Genomic DNA, 18,780 nt, shown 5'->3' with positions numbered 1-18,780 from the left:
TTCACTGTGGTAGCGCAGGGCTTACGGATGTTTCCGCCCGGGTGATGAACTCGCCGATCGCCTCGACCGGAAGCGGCCTGCTAATCAAATAGCCTTGAAGTCTGTCGCAGCCTACACTGCGCAACCATTCCGCCTGACCTGGCGTCTCAACCCCTTCGGCCGTCACCTGCATATCGAGGTCATGCGCGAGGTTGACGATGCAGCGGACGATTGCCTGGCCTTTCAGATCGCTTTCGAGGTCGGTGATAAAATATTTGTCGATTTTGATCGTGTCGAAAGGGAATGTCTTCAGATAGCTCAGGGAAGAATATTCGGTCCCGAAATCATCAAGCGAGATTCGTATCCCTAGCACGTTGAGAGTATTCAGGGTGTCGATATTGTTGACGGTCCGCTCAAGGAGCACGCTTTCGGTTATCTCAAGCTCTAGACGGTCGGGCGGCAACCCGATCAAGTCTAGCGTTTGGGATACCCGATCAGTGAGTCCGCTTGTCAAGAATTCAGCCGCCGACAAATTGACCGCGACGATGTAATTCTGCGGCCACTTCATTGCCTCGCGACATGCCTGCTCCAAAACCCATGCACCTATTTCCGGCATCATTCCATCGGCCTCGGCCATCGGAATAAATGCCGTTGGCGGGATTTTTCCAAGTAGAGGGTGGTTCCATCTGAGCAATGCTTCGAAGCCGACAATGCTGCCGCCCTCGGCGATGGGTTGGTACTCAATAGAAAATTGTTCTTGGACCAAGGCCATGCGAAGGCTGCGGCGCAGCAGTTCGCGTTGTTCCAGCAACTCAAGCATTGACGGATCAAAGGGTCTTGCGCGACCGCGCCCGTCCTTTTTCGCGGCGTAGAGTGCGACGTCGGACGCCTTCATCAGCTGCTCCGGAGTTGTACCGTCCGGTGGAGCAGCAGATATGCCGATGCTGGTACCGACAAATAGTGCGATGCCATCTATCGTGAAGGGCTTTTTGAATGCATCAACCAAAGCTTCTGCTAGCCGATGCCCTTTGGCGGGATGTCCCAGGCCCCTTGATATGACGGTGAATTCGTCACCCGCCAGTCGATAGGCTCTGTCGTCGCTGGTAAGGCACTCTTGAATGCGGCTTGCAGCGAGCTGAAGAAGCTTGTCGCCGGCCGGATGCCCAAGCGTGTCGTTAACGGGTTTAAAATCGTCCAGATCGAGTTGCATCAGGGACAGAGTCTCGTTCGAGCCTGCGGTCTCCCGTAACAACACAGCGAGGTCCTCGCTGAACTGGCGTCGGTTCGGCAATCCAGTGAGCGGATCGTGGGTGGCCAGATGCAAAAGGGTTGCGCGCTCATCGTCGGCAGATTCCTCGGACCGAACCACGGCAAACAGATCTCCGATCCGATAGATCGTCAGTCCGTGCGACGCTGGCGCGCCAAGATCCCCCGATATTTGCAAAGGCTGGGCACTGTCGCCCAATGAACGGAGGGCGAGCGTAATTGCCGATTTGTCCAATTCTGGAAAATGCTCCCAAAACGACGCAGCTGGTTTGACAGAAGCAGGCAGCTCATTGCCGAGCAAATTCTCGACGGGATTGAAATCGCGGTCAAAGAACAAAAGCCGGTCGATCGAGCTCGAAGCTTTTGCCTCTGTTTGTCCGAGCGCCGAGGGGGCCGCATGAATTTTCTGCATGTCCGAGGCCCTCCCTAGTCTCATGTCATAACCAGATATTGTAGCAAATCAGCTCCCGCACAACTTGTGCACGCCAAGATTTACATTAGGCATTTCTGATTAACAATCCCCAACCTCTGCCCAACTCGCGCTCGGATGGGCTTATGCAACGTCTTTATTACCGCGACCCATTTGCATCCATCGTCTCGGCTGCGACCCTTCGACGAACTGCGGGCAGGGGATCTCACACGCCCGATCCGCACTCAGTCATGAACCAGTCGATAAAGCGGCGGACTGGCTTTTTCGCCCAGCTGTTCGATATGACGTAATAGCCCTGGTTCTCTGCCGTCGCGATGTCGGAAAGCACCAGCAGATCGCCGCGTTCGATCTCGCGGCGGAACACCTCGACAGGGCAGAGCGCCACGCCATGGCCGGCGATGACGGCCGTCGCCAGCATGTTGAAATCCTGGAATATCGGCCCCCGAAGCGGCTCCGGCGCTTTCTGGCCGGCCCTGCGGAACCATTCCTTCCAGCCGTCGACGGATTCGTCGTGCAGCAGATCGGCGCCGGCGAGCGAGACGTCGTCGATCGTCCAGTTGCGTTTGGCAAGGTAATGGCGACTGGCGACGGGCTGGTTGCGGCGGGAGAAGAGCAGGCGGCTTTCCCTGCCGCCGCTCAGATCCTCGCCCATGGTGATCAGCACGTCCAGGCTCTCGTCGTCGAAGCGGTCTTCGGCGCGCGCGTAGACGATCCTGACGTCGAGATCGGGGTCGCTCTCCTGGAAGGAGGGCAGGGCCGGGACGAGCCAGCGAGATGCGATCGAGGGAATGCAGCCGACGGTGATGGCCCGCATGTTGTGATCGCGCCGCAAGTTGCCGGTCGCATGCGCGATCGCCGCCAGCGATCCCGATACGGCGCGGTAATATTCGCCGCCGGCTGCGGTCAGCGCAACGCCGCGGCCTGATTTCTGTAACAGCTTGCGGCCGAGCCAGGTCTCCAGATGCTTGATCTGATGGCTGATCGCCGCATGGGTAACGTGCAGCTCGTCACCCGCTTTCGAAAGGCTCATCAGGCGGGCCGTGGCCTCGAAGGCGCGCAGGGCGTTCAATGGCGGCAATTGCATTTGTAAAATTTCCTCACAGATGACGCAAGAATCATCATTTGAAAATATCAGCTATTTCAATAGCTAATTGTCGTGAGCGATAAAAATGAATCATCGCTACATCTTCAATAATTTATCAGGAGAATAGGCGATGTTCGTCAGAAATCTGAAGGAGGTGGAGCTCACCGAGCGTTTCGTCGACTGGGGCAACGGCACGAGCCACCGCTTGCTGACCAAAGACGACGGCATGGGTTTTACGGTTTGCCATACCGTCGTTCGCGCCAATAGCGAGGCCTTGCTTCAATACCGCAATCACCTGGAGGCCTGCTATTGCATCAAGGGCGAGGGCGAAGTGGAGGATATGGACGGCAACGTCTTTCCGATCCGCGCCGGTGATATCTATGTGCTGGACAAGCACGACCGCCATTATCTGCGCGGCGGCAAGGATCAGGACCTTATTCTCGTCAGCATCTTCAATCCTCCGCTGGCGGGAACCGAACGGCACGATCTGAACAACAACAGCGGCTCAGAATATTGAGTGATCCCGTCGTCGATGTAGCGAGGTGAAAAGCAGAGCCCGGCAAATGGCGGGCTCTGCTTCCGGCGCGAACGGCCAGGCGTCCGCTGCCTATTCGTGGCGACTTACGGCGCCGCGCGCAGCCTATTGCTGCGGCTGCTGCTGGCCCGGCGGCGGAGTGCCGATTTTTTCCAGAACTTTCTTGGCCAGAGCCGGATCGCTCTGCGCGGCCGTCAGGATCGACGAGTATTCCTCGACAGAGATGTCGGGAGAAGCTTTCACGGTGTCGACCATCTGTTTCTTGGCCTCCTCCTGCAGCTGTTGCTTGGCAGTCTCGTCCTTCGTCGCGCCGATCTTGGCCGAATATTCCTGCCTCACCTTGTCGACCTGCAGATAGGCAACGGCGAAGGCCTCGATTTTCTGATCGCTGACGGCTGCTGTCGCACCGCTGCCGCCGGGCTGTCCCTGCATCGGCGTCTGGCCTTGCGCCGGCTGCTGCGTCTGTGCCGGCTGCTGCTGCGCCTGGGCCATGTCGACAGCGGATGCCGGGCTGAAAGCAAGCAGACTGAAGGCCGCAGCGCTCAATGTTGCGACAGATGTGTAACGAGTGATCATATTCGTTCCTCTTCAAGTGCATGATTTGGTTGGCAGCAGGACCGCCTCGGTCAAATCGCTCAGCCCTCGAAGGCCAAGCGAGGTCGCGACGATGGAACCTTTAAGAGGGCACGGTGCGGCGGTAAGGGGGCGATTTGCTGACGATTGAGCGGCAGCTTTGTGACCGTCGGCATGTCGAGTGGTGCAGGAAATTCCAGTCATTGCCGGATTCTGTTATGCTTGGACCTGGGCGACATTCATCGCTGATCTGGATGCAGAAATGCCGCCAGGAACGTGGCGACGGCGGCCTCGGCGTGCCGGTGAATCTCCTGCTTCGTCGGAATGGTCGCATCGCCCAGCATCATCACCCGGTTAACGGGATCGGCCATCACCAGCCAGTTGAACTGTGACGCGGCGACGGTTGAATCGGAGAGCTGCAGCAGTTTCTTGCCGGCAAATTGTTCGAAAGCGCTGCCCATGACCTCGAGCGCCCGTGCGGGGCCGCGTGCGTAAAGCACCTTGGCCGAAAAGTGTGATCGGTTTTCGGACGACAACATGCTCCAACTATTTAATTTAGAACAGGATGGTGGTTGAAGGCTGTTCAATTGGATCTGGAAGCCAAGCGCATCATCCAGCGTGGGCCGGGAAAGCCGGTCAGACTTTTCAAATGCCTTTGACACATCTGTCGGCTCAGCCCAGGGAACGGATGTCGCGCGCGACCTCTGTTTGTCTGGTTAGGCTTCGGCTAAAGCAATTCTAGCAAACACCGTGCGGGAGAGCTTGTTTCGCAGCGCAGCCGCTCTATGTCCTCTCCGGTTTCAGCATGAGATCTGCAGGCAGTATTCACCGTAAATCCGGGTGCCGATGGCGTTGTCCGCCGGCCGGCTTGAAGGAGCTGAGCAATGAAAATTCTCATGGTTCTCACATCGCATGACCAGTTGGGAAACACTGGAAAGAAGACGGGATTCTGGCTCGAGGAGCTTGCTGCTCCTTATTTCGTTTTCCGCGACGCCGGGGTCGATATCACACTCGCTTCGCCGAAGGGCGGCCAGCCTCCGCTCGATCCGAAGAGCAATGAGCCGGCCTTCCAGACGGAAGACACGAGACGGTTCGAACGAGACGCGGCCGCAATGGGTGCGCTCGCCAACACGCTGAGGCTGTCCGACATCAACCAGGCGGACTATGACAGCGTGTTCTTCCCCGGCGGGCACGGCCCGCTTTGGGATCTGACGAACGACCGCAATGCGCTGTCGCTTATCGAGGACATGCTTTCGGCGGGAAAACCTGTGGCGCTCGTTTGCCATGCACCCGGCATCCTGACGAATGTGAAAGCGCCGGATGGAAAGCCCATCGCCAAGGGCCGGGCCGTCACGGGATTCACCGATTCCGAAGAAGAGGCCATGCACCTGGTCGAAGTCGTTCCCTACCTGCTCGAGGACGTCCTGAAAGAGCAGGGCGCAAAGTTTTCGAAGACGGCGGATTGGGGCGTGCATGTCGTCCAGGATGGCCTGCTGATCACCGGCCAAAACCCGGCCTCGTCAAAGCAGGGCGCCCGAACGCTGCTTGATGCCTTGGGAAAGCAAGCCGCGGCTTAAGCACTTCAGCCCCTGGGCACGATTGCTGCCCAGGGAGGTCGAGATCTCTTCATTCGGCTTGTGCCGACGCCGGCCGCAGGCGGGTTTCGACGACGTCTGCGGCACCAGCGCATCGGCCCGAAAATCGATTGTCGGAAAGCACGATGCGAGGATTGAAAGAGTTAAAGAGTTAGGCGTCCTTTGTGCGTCCGAAAGGCGCTCTAAGGCGGTGGAGAGCCAATTGCACGACGTTCGAACACGGGATGGGAGGCATCTGACATGACCAGGAAATATACCGGGCAATGCGCCTGCGGCGCGGTGAGATTTGCCTTCGACACGGACCCGAACTTTGTCGCCAATTGCCATTGCCTGGATTGCAAGAGGGCAACGGGCGGCGAGGCCGCCACGTTCTTCGCCGTGCCGCAGGAAGATTTCACCGTGATCAGCGGCAGCCCGAAAGCGTTTCATTACATCGCCGATTCAGGCAAGGGGCTCGACCGCAACTTTTGCCCCGATTGCGGCGCGAGGTTATTCAGCAGCAACCTCGAGAGCTTCCCCGGCCTCGTCTTCGTGACGCTCGGCAGCCTCGACCGGCCCGAGTTGATCAAGCCTGGGGTCGAAATGTTCACCCGGCGCCGGCTGGCCTGGGCAAGGCCGCTCGATCTTCCGCAGTTCGATGGCATGCCTGGCTGAGCCGCGATAGACCTAATGCGCGTCGCAATCTTTCAGATTCGCTCCTTGCGCTTTAGGTCTTTGTTTCCACGCATATCGTTATCGCAAAACCGCTGCACAGTTTTGCGCGACACGCGTTAAGCATTTTTCTTGAAGAAAAATTCGATCCGGTGTCGGATCGGCCAAGCCACGCCCGTCCTAGGTTCGTCCATTCCGTAAATCCAAAAAGGATCACGACCATGCCGAGTACCATACGCCTGCACCGCGTTCTGGCTACCACCCCGGAGAAAGTCTATCGCGCATTCCTGGAGGCGGACGCGCTTGCCAAGTGGCTTCCGCCGAACGGCTTCCTCTGCACCGTGCACCATTCGGAGCCGGTTGTCGGCGGCACATTCAGAATGTCCTTCCGCAACTTCACGACGGGCAATAGCCACGCGTTCGGCGGCGAATATCTCGAGCTCGTCCCGGGCGAACGCCTGCGCTACACCGACAGGTTCGACGACCCCAACCTGCCTGGCGAAATGGAAGTCAGCGTGACGCTGAAGAAGGTTTCGGTCGGCACCGAGGTGGATATCGTGCAGGCAGGTGTGCCTGATGTCATTCCGCCCGAGGCTTGTTATCTCGGCTGGCAGGAGTCGCTGCGAAACCTCGCCAGGGTCGTCGAACCCGACATCCAGGAATAGCGCAAGATCGCGCCGGCCGGACGACAACCGTCCGGCATCGGCGACATCAACTACTGCCGATGCCGCGTTTGGCCAGGGCTTTGCGGGCGGCTGCAGCGCCCCAGTCGTCGGAAAGGTCCTGCCCCTCGATTTCGCTTTCCGCGATCGGCGTTGCCCGGATCAGCGGTACGGAGCCGAAAGGCAGACTGTCGATCCGGCCTGCGTCGCGGCTGAGCATGATGCGGGTCATCGGGCGGTAATCTTCGGTCAGCCGGCAGAACAGGATGGCGCCGTGCTTCTCGACATCGCGAGCGACGCGATAACCGTCTGCCACGAGGTCGCCGATGTTGATCAACAGGTTCGCCCAGTTTTCGATTCCGGCCGCATCCAGTCTCGCGGCGTCGAATTCCATGAAAAGCTCGCACTCGACGCCGTTCTCCGGCTCGGATATGCCGGCCCAGGGGGTCGACAGCCCGTCGGTGGCAAGAGTCAGCCTTCCCGGCGCATGGATGGCGAGGATGCGGCGATGCGGGCCGAACCATTTCGTCTGGGCGTGAATGTTGGCCGTTCCGCGCTCAGCGGCAAAGTCCTCCTGGACTGTACCGTGGCTCTGCCAGAAGACGCGCCGCGCAGCGGCTGCGGTTTCGTAGATCGGGTCGTCGGGGCCGCGCGGCACGATCGTTCGATCATAATCGGTTTCGAGTGTGATCTCTCCCCGCATGAATGGAAACTTCGGCTTCTTCCAGCGGATTATCACCTTGTTAAAGGGGGGCACCCCTGATGCACCCAGCTTTTCGACGACATCGGAGATGATATCGAGTGGATGCCGGGATGCCTCCGGGACATAGTTTCCTTCGGCATCGCGGTAACCGCCCGTCCGGGAGGAATGCCCCGCCTGCATCGTGGTGGCTGTCCATTCGCCGCTGACCGCGCCCGCCGGCGCCTTGCCGAGAGCCGGCGCAAGTTCCCGGATCGCATCGTCAATCGAATAGGATGCCACGTCGCCCTCCGCCTTCGCCCAAAGATCGTATCCCCCGCGGCTGCTCGGCCCGCGAGCAGAAGCTAGCGCGGAGGCGTCGCCGATCAATAGCGAGGTGGATGGCTCAAGCAGAGGAGGCGCCCAGATCCCTGGGCGCAGGAGCTAGGTGAGGTAAGGTCTGCGGCGCTTATTTGCTTCCGTCGTTCGGCCGCGCCTTGGCGCTATCGTTGTTGGTCGACGAGGCGGTTTTTCCGTCCGGTTGCTGCCCGAAATATGTGCCGCCGAGATGGCGGCTGGGCCGCTTCTTCCCGTGAGAGCGAGACGGCGGGCACATCGAGCCGCCGGCCGATGACCTCGGCGATCTGCCTGAAGGGAACTCCCTCTTCCGCGACTGCCAGGAACGGGCCGCCGTCGGCGCCGCGCTCGATCGCCAGCCGATAGACGCGGGCGGCGTTGAGCCGGTGCACGGCCGGCCAGCGGTTTTGCCCTTCGCCGATATAGGCCGAGACGCCCTTGCGCCGGGCCAAATCGATCAGGATCGGCACGAAGCCGTGGTCCCCATGGCCATGCACCGAGGGCGGGAGCCGGACGGTGGAGGCGCGCACGCGTCTCTCGCAGCGAATTCCTGGATAAATTTACCATCGCAAGAAAATCGTCTTTCATTTCACAGTATATGTGTTAACACTTTATTAGGGATGGGGAGTATTCCGGTTCTGATTTAAGAAAAATGGGCATTGTTGCCGATAATATCGGCACGACAGCATGTTCAACTCGTGTCATGCTGGTTTACTAGTCTTGAATCAATGCCGGGTTACTTGTTTTGTATTATGGGGGGTTATTTTGATGGGTACGCAAAGCACCGGCGGCGGCAGCACGACTTCTTTCTCCAATACGCCGCAGGCGAAGGATGACTCTTACATCTGGACAGAAGACCAACTGCTCAGTCTCCAGCTCTACAATGCGGCCACCAAAACCATAACCCTCGACGTGATGTCGAATGATCTTGGCGGGAATGCCAAATCCCTCTTCTCGATCGACGACGGAGATGGCAATCCAATTACCACCGACTACGAGCTTCTTGCGAAAGACGTCGGAGCGAATGGGGCATCTGCCTGGGAGAAGACCCTGCTCGGCAATTGGGTCAGGATCAATAATGGAAAGATTGAATACCGTCTTAGCGATGGAAGCGGCATCGCGGCCTCGGGCGCGGATATCAACACGCTGTCTGCCGGTGAAATCCTCAAAGATAGTTTCGTCTACGCGATACGGCTCGGCAATGGCACGCTGAGCGAGGCAAATGTCTCGATCTCGCTCACCGGCGCCAACGATGCGGCTTCGATCGTCGTCGATGCGACGGTCACCGACGATCGGGCGACGGTCGAGGCGGGTGCGGCCGGCAGCGGCGATCCGAATGCCTCCGGCAAGCTGACGGTCAGCGATGTCGACGACGGCGAGGCGGCGTTTGCCGCCCCGGCCTCCCTCAACGGCATCTATGGCAGCTTCACCTTCAATGCCGCCAGCGGCAGCTGGACCTATACGCTCGACAATAACCGGGCCGCGACGCAGGCGCTCAACCAGGGCGACGCCGTCAGCGACACGCTGAGCGTCAGCTCGCTCGACGGCACGGCCAGCCACAACATCGTCGTCGCCATCACCGGCGCCAACGATGCGGCTTCGATCGTCGTCGATGCGACGGTCACCGACGATCGGGCGACGGTCGAGGCGGGTGCGGCCGGCAGCGGCGATCCGAATGCCTCCGGCAAGCTGACGGTCAGCGATGTCGACGACGGCGAGGCGGCGTTTGCCGCCCCGGCCTCCCTCAACGGCATCTATGGCAGCTTCACCTTCAATGCCGCCAGCGGCAGCTGGACCTATACGCTCGACAATAACCGGGCCGCGACGCAGGCGCTCAACCAGGGCGACGCCGTCAGCGACACGCTGAGCGTCAGCTCGCTCGACGGCACGGCCAGCCACAACATCGTCGTCGCCATCACCGGCGCCAACGATGCGGCTTCGATCGTCGTCGATGCGACGGTCACCGACGATCGGGCGACGGTCGAGGCGGGTGCGGCCGGCAGCGGCGATCCGAATGCCTCCGGCAAGCTGACGGTCAGCGATGTCGACGACGGCGAGGCGGCGTTTGCCGCCCCGGCCTCCCTCAACGGCATCTATGGCAGCTTCACCTTCAATGCCGCCAGCGGCAGCTGGACCTATACGCTCGACAATAACCGGGCCGCGACGCAGGCGCTCAACCAGGGCGACGCCGTCAGCGACACGCTGAGCGTCAGCTCGCTCGACGGCACGGCCAGCCACAACATCGTCGTCGCCATCACCGGCGCAGATGATGGTCCAGCTAGGCAGGCGCCGACCGACATTAAGCTGACGCCTGTCGTTCCGGCGGATAGCGTTAACTTCAATAGTTTTGAGTTCAGTGGGCTGCTGACGGCGACTGATCCCGACGCAGGTGGATTCAGCTTCAGCATTGCCTCGCAGTCGAATCCGGGCTTGTTTTCGATTACCGGCAATACGCTTCATTCGGATGCGCTATCGACGAACGGTACATTTTCAGTGACGGTAACGGCAACGCAGACCGGTGATCCTATAGGCCCGGCCTTCGAAAAGACCGAGACGTTCACGATTATCACCGGTGGCAATGGCAACTCAGTGGACAATCCGACCGGTGGAACGGGCGACGATATGCTCTACGGCGGTGGCGGTAACGATATGATGTTCGGGCTCGGAGGTGACGACACTCTTTTCGGCCAAGACGGCAACGACACCCTAAACGGTGGTGCTGGCAACAACACCCTGACCGGGGGCGTGGGAAATGATACCTTCTTTTTCCAAAAGTTTGCCACCACCACGAACCATATGACTGACTTTAACGCTGGGACGAATAGCACAACCGTGGACAGGTTCCAGTTGGACGTCGGAGGCGGCACGTTCGAGTTCGCCGTCGGCAACAACAATACAAGCGTGGACAATGTGAAGGTGGGAAACAACGGCACGATCAATGTTGCCGGAACGGAGGTTGCCGTCAAAACGGACGTGAGCGTCACGAACGCAACCGTCCAGAGCACCATCAATGGTTACAGCAACATAACCACAGGGGCATTGTTCGTGTTCCACAACACGGATCTCGGCCATGCGGCGGTCTACTACGATCAGAACCCAAGTTCAGCCGGCGGCGCGGTGCTGGTTGCTGAATTCGACAACATCACCACCCTCAGCGGGCTTACAAATTTCAACTCGGGCGACTTCTTGTTTAGCTGAGGCGGTCTGTGATCACGACCAGCATTCACCGCAGACGCAGCCCAATGGAGACCTCGCCTGCGGCGTACGTACTCGGGCCTGACGGGGAGGTCCCGGACGTTTGTGCGCCCCGCGCGCTGGGCGCGACGGATTCATCGGGTGGTGGATAGCATCAGGTCACACGCGTTGCGGCAGCCTGCCGACCTCAATTGCCGTCGTTGGGCCGTGCCTTGGCGCTGTCATTGCTGCTGTCCGAGGCGGTTTTTCCGTCCGGCTGTTGGCCGAAATAGGTGCCGCCGAGGTGGCCGCCGGCGCTGGTGTTCTTGACCTGCTGTTCGGCGCGTTTCTGAAGTTCACGGGCGTTGGTCTTGCTCATTTTCGGCTCCATATTTGAGGTCGACCTGTGGTCAACCGATGGAGGCCGACACTGTTCCATATTTTTCTGCGCCAACCGCCGGGGCTGGCTGTTCGGTGAGAGCAAAAGATCGGCCGACTGGCTGGCATTTGTGAGGCTGGGCGGGAACAGTTCGGGGTTTTGCCTGTTGTTCGAATTCAACATGGAGAAACGAACATGGGCATGACGACACCGAAAGACGGCGCCCCCGGCACGACCGACCAGTCACCCCGCTGGGAAGGGCCGAGGGGGAATAAGCCTCGCGGCTACATGAAGGCCAAGGATGATCCGGATCGCGACCGTGACGCGCATGGCGAAAACAATCGCGACCCCGAGACCAGAGATCTCGGCGATGCGCTGAAGCAGAAGGGCGATTGACATGGCCAACCCCGAGAAAGACGCGACCGGCCAGTTCGCCACGTCGCGGGCCGACCGGAAGAGCACCGGCGTCGCCAGCGCCAAGCCGACCGTCATCACCGGCTCCGAGGATGCGACGGTAAACAAGAACCCGCCCGGCAAGAAAAAGCCTGAGAAGGATTGGGACATTAATTACGATCCCGCCGATAGGAACGAGAGCCGGTCGCACTAGCTCGGGCTGTCGCTGGTTCTCCTCACGAGCCAAGCCGGCAGGCATTTCCGTTTTCTCCAGTCACGGAAATGCTCCATTTTTATATGCGGGCACGGTTACGCTACCCACCGAAATAGGCCGGATGGTCGATATCGGCGAGGAGGCCGGGCTGCTGCGGCTGCCAGCCGAGCAGCGCGCGGGTATGCTCGCTCGATGTCGGGATGTCGAAGCCGGCGAACATGGCGAACCAGCCGAAATGCTCGGCCGCTTCTTCCCGTGAGAGCGAGACGGCGGGCACATTGAGCCGCCGGCCGATGACCTCGGCGATCTGCCTGAAGGGAACTCCCTCTTCCGCGACTGCCAGGAACGGGCCGCCGACGGCGCCGCGCTCCAGCGCCAGGCGATAGACGCGGGCGGCATCGAGCCGATGCACGGCCGGCCAGCGGTTTTGCCCTTCGCCGATATAGGCCGAGACGCCTTTGCGCCGGGCCAGATCGATCAGGATCGGCACGAAGCCGTGATCGCCATGGCCATGCACCGAGGGCGGGAGCCGGACGGTGGAGGCGCGCACGCCGCGGGCGACAAGCGATACCGCGGTGATTTCTGAGGCGCGAGGGTAGGTCTCCGACGTCGGCATGGGCGGATCCTTCTCGGTGCCAACGCGGCCGGGGGCAAAGCCGAGGCCGGCCGTGACCAGCAGCGGACGATTGGAGCCTTGGAGGGCTTCGCCGAGCGCCTCTATGGCGCGCCGGTCGGCGGCGCAGTTCTCGGCGAATTTCGAGAAATCGTGGTTGAAAGCCGTGTGGATCACGGCGTCCGCCTCGGCCGCACCGCTCTTCAGGCTTTCCAGGTCATCGAGCGTGCCGCGATGGACCGCAGCACCGGCTGCCGCCAGTTGATCCGCTCCCTTGTCCGAGCGGGTGAGGCCGAGCACCTGATGGCCGGCGGCGATCAATTCATTGACGACGGCCGAGCCGACCCAGCCGGTGGCTCCAGTGACGAATACGCGCATGTGATATCTCCAGTTTTTGCCGGAGACACATATCGGCTCTGCCTGTATCATGGTAAAGTAGTGATATTATCATGGTATAAAGGCTAACAGGATGGGTGAATTCGTCACCTCGGATAACCGGCTCGGCGCCTATCTGAAGGGTCGCCGCGTCAGGCTCGATCCCGCGGCCCTCGGTTTTGCGGGGGAGCGGCGGCGCACGCCGGGTCTGCGGCGCGAGGAGGTGGCGAGCCGCGCCAATATCAGCCCGACTTGGTACACCTGGCTGGAGCAGGGGCGCGGCGGTGCGCCGTCTGCCGACGTGCTCGACCGGATCTCTCGCGCGCTGATGCTGACGGATGTCGAGCGCGAGCATCTCTTCCTCATCGGCCTCGGCCGGCCGCCCGAGGTGCGCTACCACAGGCAAGAAGGCGTGACGCCGAGGTTGCAGGGCGTGCTCGATGCCCTCGACCCGAGCCCGGCGCTGATCCGCAACGCCATCTGGGACGTCATTGCCTGGAACAGGGCGGCGACTGTGCTTCTAACCGATTACGGAGCGCTGCCGCCGGAAGAGCGCAACGTGCTGCGCTTCATCTTCCTCGATCCGCGCGTACGCGCCGCGCAATACGACTGGGAAAGTGTCGCCCGCTTCGTCGTCGCCGCTTTCCGCGTGGATGCGGCCCGCGCGGGGGCGGCAGCTGAAGTCGAGCCCCTCGTCGATGAACTCTGCCGCAAGAGCCCCGAATTCCTGGCGATGTGGCGCGACAACGACGTGCGTAGCCACGGCGAGGGCGCCAAGCACATCAAACACCCCATCCTCGGCCCACTCGCTTTCGAATATTCCGCCTTCCAGGTGGATGGCCGGCCGGATCTCAGCATGGTGGTATACAACCCGGCGACGGCCGCGGATGCGGCGAAGATCAGGGGCTTGGTGGGCTGAGACGAGGGCAATTGGTTGATCGATGATATAGCGGTCATCATCGCCTCAAACCGGACAAATCTGCCGTCATCCTGTGCATCGACGCGCGCAAGATTGATGCTGCGCGGGGGTTGGGGGATTTCAATGAATTCATATCGTGCCGCGGTCTTGGTCGCCGCGTCGGTCTTGATGGTGCTGTCTGCGTCGGCGGCATCCGCCTGGGGCGAACCCCCAAGGCATGACAAAGCTGTGAAAAGCTAAAATACTACTCCTGCTAGAAAATTCATTGACCGTGCCGGTGTCAGCTGCTTTCCTCCCGATAGACCAAGGCGAATGGATCTTGAAGGAGATATCCATGACAGTTCTTACAAAACCTGTGGCGGTCGATGATGTCAGCAGCGCTTCCGAGAATGACGTGATCTCGGGCAATCTGCTGGATAATGATCTGGCCGGGGGCTCCGGCAACATGTTCCTCAACTTCTTCGATGGCGAGCGGGTTCTCGCCAAGACGGCCGGGCAGATCACCGATATCGAGGGTGAATACGGCACGTTTCACGTCAAGGCCGACGGCTCTTATACCTATACGCTGAACGAGGCCGCCAAGGCGGGCTTCGTTGACGGAATGACGTTGACGGAGACGATCGGCTACAAGATCTCCGACGGCGCCGGCAACACCGATGTCGGCCATTTCACGCTCGACATTCACGGGGTCACGAGCCCGCCGGTCGCGGTCGACGACGCCTTCTCCTTCCGCGAAGGAAGCGAGATGGCCCGCAACGTGCTCGCCAATGATCACGCGGGAGAGGCGGGCACGCTCTTCCTGCGCTCGGTCGAGGGCACCAGCATTCCTGCCGGTCAGGGGCAAGGGCAGACGACCGACGTGGCGGGTGAATTCGGCACCTTCCATTTCGCAAGCAATGGAAGCTTCACCTACGATCTCAATCCGGCCGTCAAGGCGGGCCTCGATGATGGCGAGCATGTCACCGAGAAACTCCAATATTACAAGGTCTCTGACGGCGCCGGTCACGCGGATGCCGGCGTGATCACCCTGACCGTCGACGGCGTGACGGACGGAAAGTCGTTGAACACCAATCATGTCGAGGCCCAGGCGGATGTGGTGCGCCCCTTCCTGGACCATTACGAACTCCAGGGGGTCGCGATCGATCCGCTAACCGGCAAGTATTACGTCAGTTCCGGCCATGGTTTCCCAGATGATTCCATGGTGAGCATTTACGACAACGCCGCGGCATTTGAAGCCGACAACGCCAGCGGCGCCATCTCTCTCGGCGACTATGACAAGGGCGAATATGACATCGGCGGAACCTATTTTTCGGTCCGCGGCGGCGAGATCGTCGGAAGAACCAACGAGGCGAGAGGCGAGGAGGACCCTTTCCCCGATCAGACCTATCTCGCAAAATGGGATGCCGCCGACGGATCGCTCGATCAGCGGAGCGACCCGATCCCGGGTCTTATCGGCGAGAATGGGGCGGGTACGTTCGACTGGGGTGGATTCACGGCCGTCAATACGATGCAGGATTCGACCGGCATCTACGTCGTCGGCCGCATCAATGATTCCACCTGGCAGGTCTCCAAAATCGATCCCGAAACGCTGAGCCCGATCGAATCCAAGACCTTCGCGGCGGGCGGGCTCGGATACGGCTTTGCCGTCGACGGCACGTTCTTCTTCGGCGATTCCTCCAGCAGCGAGCATATCGGCACGGCCTTCGACTTCGAAACCGGGGTCAAGACAACGGTTGACGTCAACATCGCCATACCGGGAGACGACTTGATCACCAACGTGGTCTATGACTCAGCGGCGGATAATCTCTACATCACCAACACCGGGATCGACGAAATCTCCGTGGTGCACAATATCTCGGAGATACTCTTCGCCTGACGGTCTTTGCTGGCCGAATGCCGACGCCGCCCCGCCCGTTCTCTTTACGGCGGGGCGTTTAGCTGGCCGGAGCCTTCGTAAACACAACTCAGCAGAATTGCAGCTGCGCTTACTGCAGCGTGCGCGTCTGGATCTGCTCGGCGGCGTGAGGCGCGGATGCGGGCAGAGGGCTGCCTTCGAGGCCGGTCGCTACCACTGAAACGCGGAACTTGCCGTCGAGGCTGCGGTCGAGATCGCCCCGACGTATGCAGTCTTGCCGTTTCGGACAAGGCCGCTCTCCAGCCAGTACGAGGCGTCTCCGGCTGTTCCGGCAGCAAGAGCGGTGGGCCGTGCGGAACATGGATGGCGGCCGACGCCTTCAGCCGGCCGAGTGGACCGGTTTCGGCCGATGAATTGGAACCATGAACCCGCCGTACTGTTTACCTGGAAGGCGCGGAAGCGCCGATAACGGGGATGCCGATTGCCGGCCAACCCGGTAATGACGATCGGCCTTTCGGTTCGCCTATGGAGGAGCACGACATGCAAACGACCCGATCGAAAGAACTGGCGGACGAATACCTGCGGCTTGGCGGCAAACGGCTGGCCAAGATCGATGACAATATCGTCAAGATCCGCCACTGGGATGATGACACGCCGGAGGCCGAGGCCTTCTGGCAGAAGCACATTGAGCCGTTGGATGACAAGCGCCGCGTAGAGGTCGAAACGCACCTTCCCACGATCAACGACAGGTGATCGCGAATCAACGACCGGTGATGGCGGCGATTTCCCCGGAGCGCAGGACATTGAAGCACGACAGCGCCGCGCGTCTGAAAATACGCGGCAGGCTGTCGTGCTCGGATCGCGCCGCTGCGCTACTGCAGCGTGCGCGTCTGAACCTGCTCGGCGGCGTGAGGCGCGGATGCGGACAGCGGTGCGCCTTCGAGGCCGGTCGCTACCACCGAGACACGGAACTTGCCGTCGAGGCTGCGGTCGAAGATCGCGCCGACGACGATATCGGCGTCTTCCTGCACTTCGTCACGAATGCGGCTTGCCGCCTCGTCAACTTCGAATAGCGTCATATCCGAACCACCGGAAATTGAGATCAGCACGCCCCTGGCGCCCCGCATCGAGATATCGTCGAGAAGCGGGTTGGCAATTGCTGCTTCCGCCGCCTTCATCGCGCGGCTCTCACCGGAGGCTTCGCCAGTGCCCATCATGGCGCGGCCCATACCTTGCATGACCGACTTCACGTCAGCAAAATCGAGGTTGATCAGGCCTTCCTTGACGATCAGATCGGTTATGCAGCCGACGCCCGCATAGAGCACACGGTCGGCCGTCATGAAGGCATCGGCGAACGTCGTTTTCGCATCAGCAATGCGGAAGAGGTTCTGATTGGGAATGACGATGACCGTATCGGCGGCCTGGCGAAGCGCCTCGATGCCGATTTCCGCCATCCGCATGCGGCGGTTGCCTTCGAAGGTAAAGGGCTTGGTGACGACGCCGACCGTCAGGATGCCGGCGGCACGCGCAGCGCGGGCGATGACAGGTGCAGCACCCGTGCCTGTGCCGCCGCCCATGCCGGCGGTGACGAAGCACATGTGTGAGCCGGCCAGGTGATCCATGATCTCATCGAGCGACTCTTCGGCAGCCGCATGGCCGACCTCCGGCAACGAACCGGCGCCGAGACCCTCCGTCACATTCGCGCCGAGCTGGATGCGGCGCGTCGCCTTGGAGGTGGCCAGCACCTGAGCATCCGTGTTCGCAGCGACGAATTCGACGCCCGCCAGCTTTTCCGCGATCATATTGTTGATCGCATTGCCACCACCGCCGCCGACGCCAATGACTGTAATATGCGGCCGTAGTCCAGAAATGCCGCTCTTGGCGTCCGTCATCGCGCTCTCCTTTGATGCTTCGTTCATGCCCACCCTCGTTTGCGGACGGCGAATCGGGCGTCAGGATACGCGAGCAACAAGGCAGAGGCGAGGCGAAAGACGTGTCGGTGGGAGCGGTTATCGGGAAGGGGGCTTGGTTGTGGCTTTGAGGAAGGGAGCATTATGCCGGGAGCTGAGAATTACGCTTCAGGGATAGGTCGCGAAAGCAGCCTTGCGCCAAAAGCGGGCATCCCATCGAGATAAAACGCTATCGTGCGTTTCCTGCCCCATCGGCGAGGTGGCGGCCGTGACAGGACTCCCTTACGCGAACCGGACCGCTTTTCTCGCGCGCGTCTTTGCGACGGCTTCCTCGCGATCGCGAGCCGACCCGCGGTGGAAAGCGCAAAACTGGAAGACGCAGAAGCACCGATGACAGGACGCCGATCGCAGGACAGCCGGCCTTGTCCCGGCAATGACGATCGGTCGCTAGGGAAACGCGTCAAGGAAGTTTTGATACACAATATAGAAGTGTTCGCCAACCTTGCTGACGCTGAAAGGCCAGTCCGAACCAGGATAGAGATTGACGCATTCTTTCTTTTCCGAGCACAATTTTTGGGTTCGCTGTTGCCAGGCGGCGGATTGCTCGCCGCTGGGCAGGGCAATCTCATCACTCTCATCGTACACAAGCGTCGTGGATGTTGTCGCCTTGAACATACTGTCCAATGCAAATGTCCTGAATCGCGGCTCACCGCTCGTCACATCGGTTCGTTCGATCTCTGCCAGATACGCTTGCTTGTTCAAAGCAAATCGAACGCTGTCGGGCGTTATGCCGGTAACAGCAACGATGTAAAAAATGACTAGCCACGGAAGGGGTGTGATCAAGAGCGACACGACACGCCACCAGCGCCGCCGCGCCAAGTTGATGCAGATGGAACCGGCGATGGCGATCACGGTCAGCGCGAGAGTGATAAGGCCGATGATCCACCAGTCCCATTTGGGGGCCAGCCACCATAGCCAAATTTGCGCCAGGTACGGCAAAAACCAGATTGCATATGTCCACGTAAACTTGTCATCACGTTTTTCCGATTCTGCCACGTTTAGCTACCGGTCATTTTTTGATTCCCTGATCAACAATAACACGCAGGATAGATGGCGATTTGAAGAAGAGGGGTGGCA

19 protein-coding genes and 2 pseudogenes are annotated in these 18,780 nt (G+C 60.4%); 10 read left to right on the top strand and 11 right to left on the bottom strand.

Features of this window, described 5'->3' with window-relative positions; genetic code table 11:
* Position 1: 1 nt before the first annotated feature.
* Positions 2–1,657: a putative bifunctional diguanylate cyclase/phosphodiesterase gene (locus CUJ84_RS13785; protein ID WP_105006634.1), complete on the bottom strand. Its 1,656-nt coding sequence runs from the start codon at positions 1,655–1,657 to the stop codon at positions 2–4.
* Positions 1,658–1,880: 223 nt separating this feature from the next.
* Positions 1,881–2,759, bottom strand: a complete 879-nt coding sequence (locus CUJ84_RS13780) for a LysR substrate-binding domain-containing protein (RefSeq protein ID WP_105006633.1) — start codon at positions 2,757–2,759, stop codon at positions 1,881–1,883.
* Between the two features lie 130 nt (positions 2,760–2,889).
* Between CUJ84_RS13780 and CUJ84_RS13775 the strand changes: the two genes are divergently transcribed.
* Positions 2,890–3,276, top strand: a complete 387-nt coding sequence (locus CUJ84_RS13775) for an ectoine synthase (protein ID WP_105006632.1) — start codon at positions 2,890–2,892, stop codon at positions 3,274–3,276.
* 123 nt (positions 3,277–3,399) lie between these two features.
* Here CUJ84_RS13775 and CUJ84_RS13770 read toward each other — a convergent pair whose 3' ends face one another.
* Together CUJ84_RS13770 and CUJ84_RS13765 are read right to left on the bottom strand one after the other, a co-directional pair.
* On the bottom strand, positions 3,400–3,870 hold the full coding sequence (locus tag CUJ84_RS13770; RefSeq protein ID WP_105006631.1) for a DUF4168 domain-containing protein: 471 nt from the start codon (positions 3,868–3,870) through the stop codon (positions 3,400–3,402).
* 236 nt (positions 3,871–4,106) lie between these two features.
* Entirely contained in the window at positions 4,107–4,529 is a 423-nt protein-coding gene (locus CUJ84_RS13765) for a TetR/AcrR family transcriptional regulator C-terminal domain-containing protein (protein ID WP_245457480.1), read from the bottom strand.
* 222 nt (positions 4,530–4,751) lie between these two features.
* Here CUJ84_RS13765 and CUJ84_RS13760 point away from each other — a divergent pair, with 222 nt between their 5' ends.
* From CUJ84_RS13760 to CUJ84_RS13750, 3 genes are all read left to right on the top strand, one after another.
* The gene (locus CUJ84_RS13760; RefSeq protein WP_105006630.1) at positions 4,752–5,444 is read left to right on the top strand and encodes a type 1 glutamine amidotransferase domain-containing protein; all 693 of its coding nucleotides are present in this window, start codon (positions 4,752–4,754) and stop codon (positions 5,442–5,444) included.
* A gap of 258 nt (positions 5,445–5,702) precedes the next feature.
* The gene (locus tag CUJ84_RS13755; protein WP_047623313.1) at positions 5,703–6,116 is read left to right on the top strand and encodes a GFA family protein; all 414 of its coding nucleotides are present in this window, start codon (positions 5,703–5,705) and stop codon (positions 6,114–6,116) included.
* 218 nt (positions 6,117–6,334) lie between these two features.
* Positions 6,335–6,778 carry an SRPBCC family protein gene (locus CUJ84_RS13750; RefSeq protein ID WP_105006629.1) on the top strand — a complete coding sequence of 148 codons (444 nt, stop codon included), beginning with the start codon at positions 6,335–6,337 and terminating at the stop codon, positions 6,776–6,778.
* 46 nt (positions 6,779–6,824) lie between these two features.
* Here CUJ84_RS13750 and CUJ84_RS13745 read toward each other — a convergent pair whose 3' ends face one another.
* Both CUJ84_RS13745 and CUJ84_RS13740 read right to left on the bottom strand, forming a co-directional pair.
* On the bottom strand, positions 6,825–7,757 hold the full coding sequence (locus tag CUJ84_RS13745; RefSeq protein ID WP_105006628.1) for a hypothetical protein: 933 nt from the start codon (positions 7,755–7,757) through the stop codon (positions 6,825–6,827).
* A 272-nt stretch (positions 7,758–8,029) separates the two neighbouring features.
* Positions 8,030–8,347, bottom strand: a pseudogene (locus tag CUJ84_RS13740) (3-beta hydroxysteroid dehydrogenase); the annotation flags it as partial.
* 232 nt (positions 8,348–8,579) lie between these two features.
* Here CUJ84_RS13740 and CUJ84_RS13735 point away from each other — a divergent pair.
* Positions 8,580–11,009 (top strand): VCBS domain-containing protein, encoded by a 2,430-nt coding sequence (locus CUJ84_RS13735; protein WP_105006627.1) that lies wholly within the window; start codon positions 8,580–8,582, stop codon positions 11,007–11,009.
* Positions 11,010–11,193: 184 nt separating this feature from the next.
* On the opposite strand, the gene CUJ84_RS38325 is transcribed toward CUJ84_RS13735, so the two are convergent.
* On the bottom strand, positions 11,194–11,364 hold the full coding sequence (locus CUJ84_RS38325; RefSeq protein ID WP_018242662.1) for a hypothetical protein: 171 nt from the start codon (positions 11,362–11,364) through the stop codon (positions 11,194–11,196).
* A gap of 195 nt (positions 11,365–11,559) precedes the next feature.
* On the opposite strand from CUJ84_RS38325, the gene CUJ84_RS13730 reads away from it, so the two are divergent.
* Complete coding sequence (locus CUJ84_RS13730) at positions 11,560–11,760, top strand: hypothetical protein (RefSeq protein WP_018242661.1); 201 nt, start codon at positions 11,560–11,562, stop codon at positions 11,758–11,760.
* Position 11,761: 1 nt separating this feature from the next.
* Complete coding sequence (locus tag CUJ84_RS13725) at positions 11,762–11,971, top strand: hypothetical protein (RefSeq protein WP_105006626.1); 210 nt, start codon at positions 11,762–11,764, stop codon at positions 11,969–11,971.
* 100 nt (positions 11,972–12,071) lie between these two features.
* Here the strand turns inward: CUJ84_RS13725 and CUJ84_RS13720 are convergent, their stop codons facing one another.
* A complete protein-coding gene (locus CUJ84_RS13720; protein WP_105006625.1) occupies positions 12,072–12,962 on the bottom strand; it encodes an SDR family oxidoreductase in 891 nt (296 codons plus the stop codon).
* A 91-nt stretch (positions 12,963–13,053) separates the two neighbouring features.
* Here CUJ84_RS13720 and CUJ84_RS13715 point away from each other — a divergent pair, with 91 nt between their 5' ends.
* A complete protein-coding gene (locus tag CUJ84_RS13715) occupies positions 13,054–13,878 on the top strand; it encodes a helix-turn-helix transcriptional regulator (protein ID WP_097619014.1) in 825 nt (274 codons plus the stop codon).
* Positions 13,879–14,212: 334 nt separating this feature from the next.
* Positions 14,213–15,754, top strand: a complete 1,542-nt coding sequence (locus CUJ84_RS13710) for an Ig-like domain-containing protein (RefSeq protein ID WP_105006624.1) — start codon at positions 14,213–14,215, stop codon at positions 15,752–15,754.
* 109 nt (positions 15,755–15,863) lie between these two features.
* On the opposite strand, the pseudogene CUJ84_RS13705 reads toward CUJ84_RS13710, so the two are convergent.
* Positions 15,864–15,983: pseudogene (locus CUJ84_RS13705) on the bottom strand (cell division protein FtsZ); the annotation flags it as partial.
* Between the two features lie 290 nt (positions 15,984–16,273).
* Here CUJ84_RS13705 and CUJ84_RS13700 point away from each other — a divergent pair.
* Positions 16,274–16,486, top strand: a complete 213-nt coding sequence (locus CUJ84_RS13700) for a hypothetical protein (RefSeq protein WP_003560596.1) — start codon at positions 16,274–16,276, stop codon at positions 16,484–16,486.
* Between the two features lie 119 nt (positions 16,487–16,605).
* Here CUJ84_RS13700 and ftsZ read toward each other — a convergent pair whose 3' ends face one another.
* Complete coding sequence (gene ftsZ, locus CUJ84_RS13695; protein ID WP_105008187.1) at positions 16,606–17,625, bottom strand: cell division protein FtsZ; 1,020 nt, start codon at positions 17,623–17,625, stop codon at positions 16,606–16,608.
* A 465-nt stretch (positions 17,626–18,090) separates the two neighbouring features.
* On the bottom strand, positions 18,091–18,699 hold the full coding sequence (locus CUJ84_RS13690; RefSeq protein ID WP_105006623.1) for a hypothetical protein: 609 nt from the start codon (positions 18,697–18,699) through the stop codon (positions 18,091–18,093).
* Between the last annotated feature and the right edge of the window lie 81 nt (positions 18,700–18,780).

This window comes from Rhizobium leguminosarum (assembly GCF_002953715.1).
Lineage (GTDB): Bacteria > Pseudomonadota > Alphaproteobacteria > Rhizobiales > Rhizobiaceae > Rhizobium > Rhizobium leguminosarum_V.
Note: the sequence above shows the minus strand (reverse complement) of the source record. Positions and strands in the feature narration are given on the sequence as shown.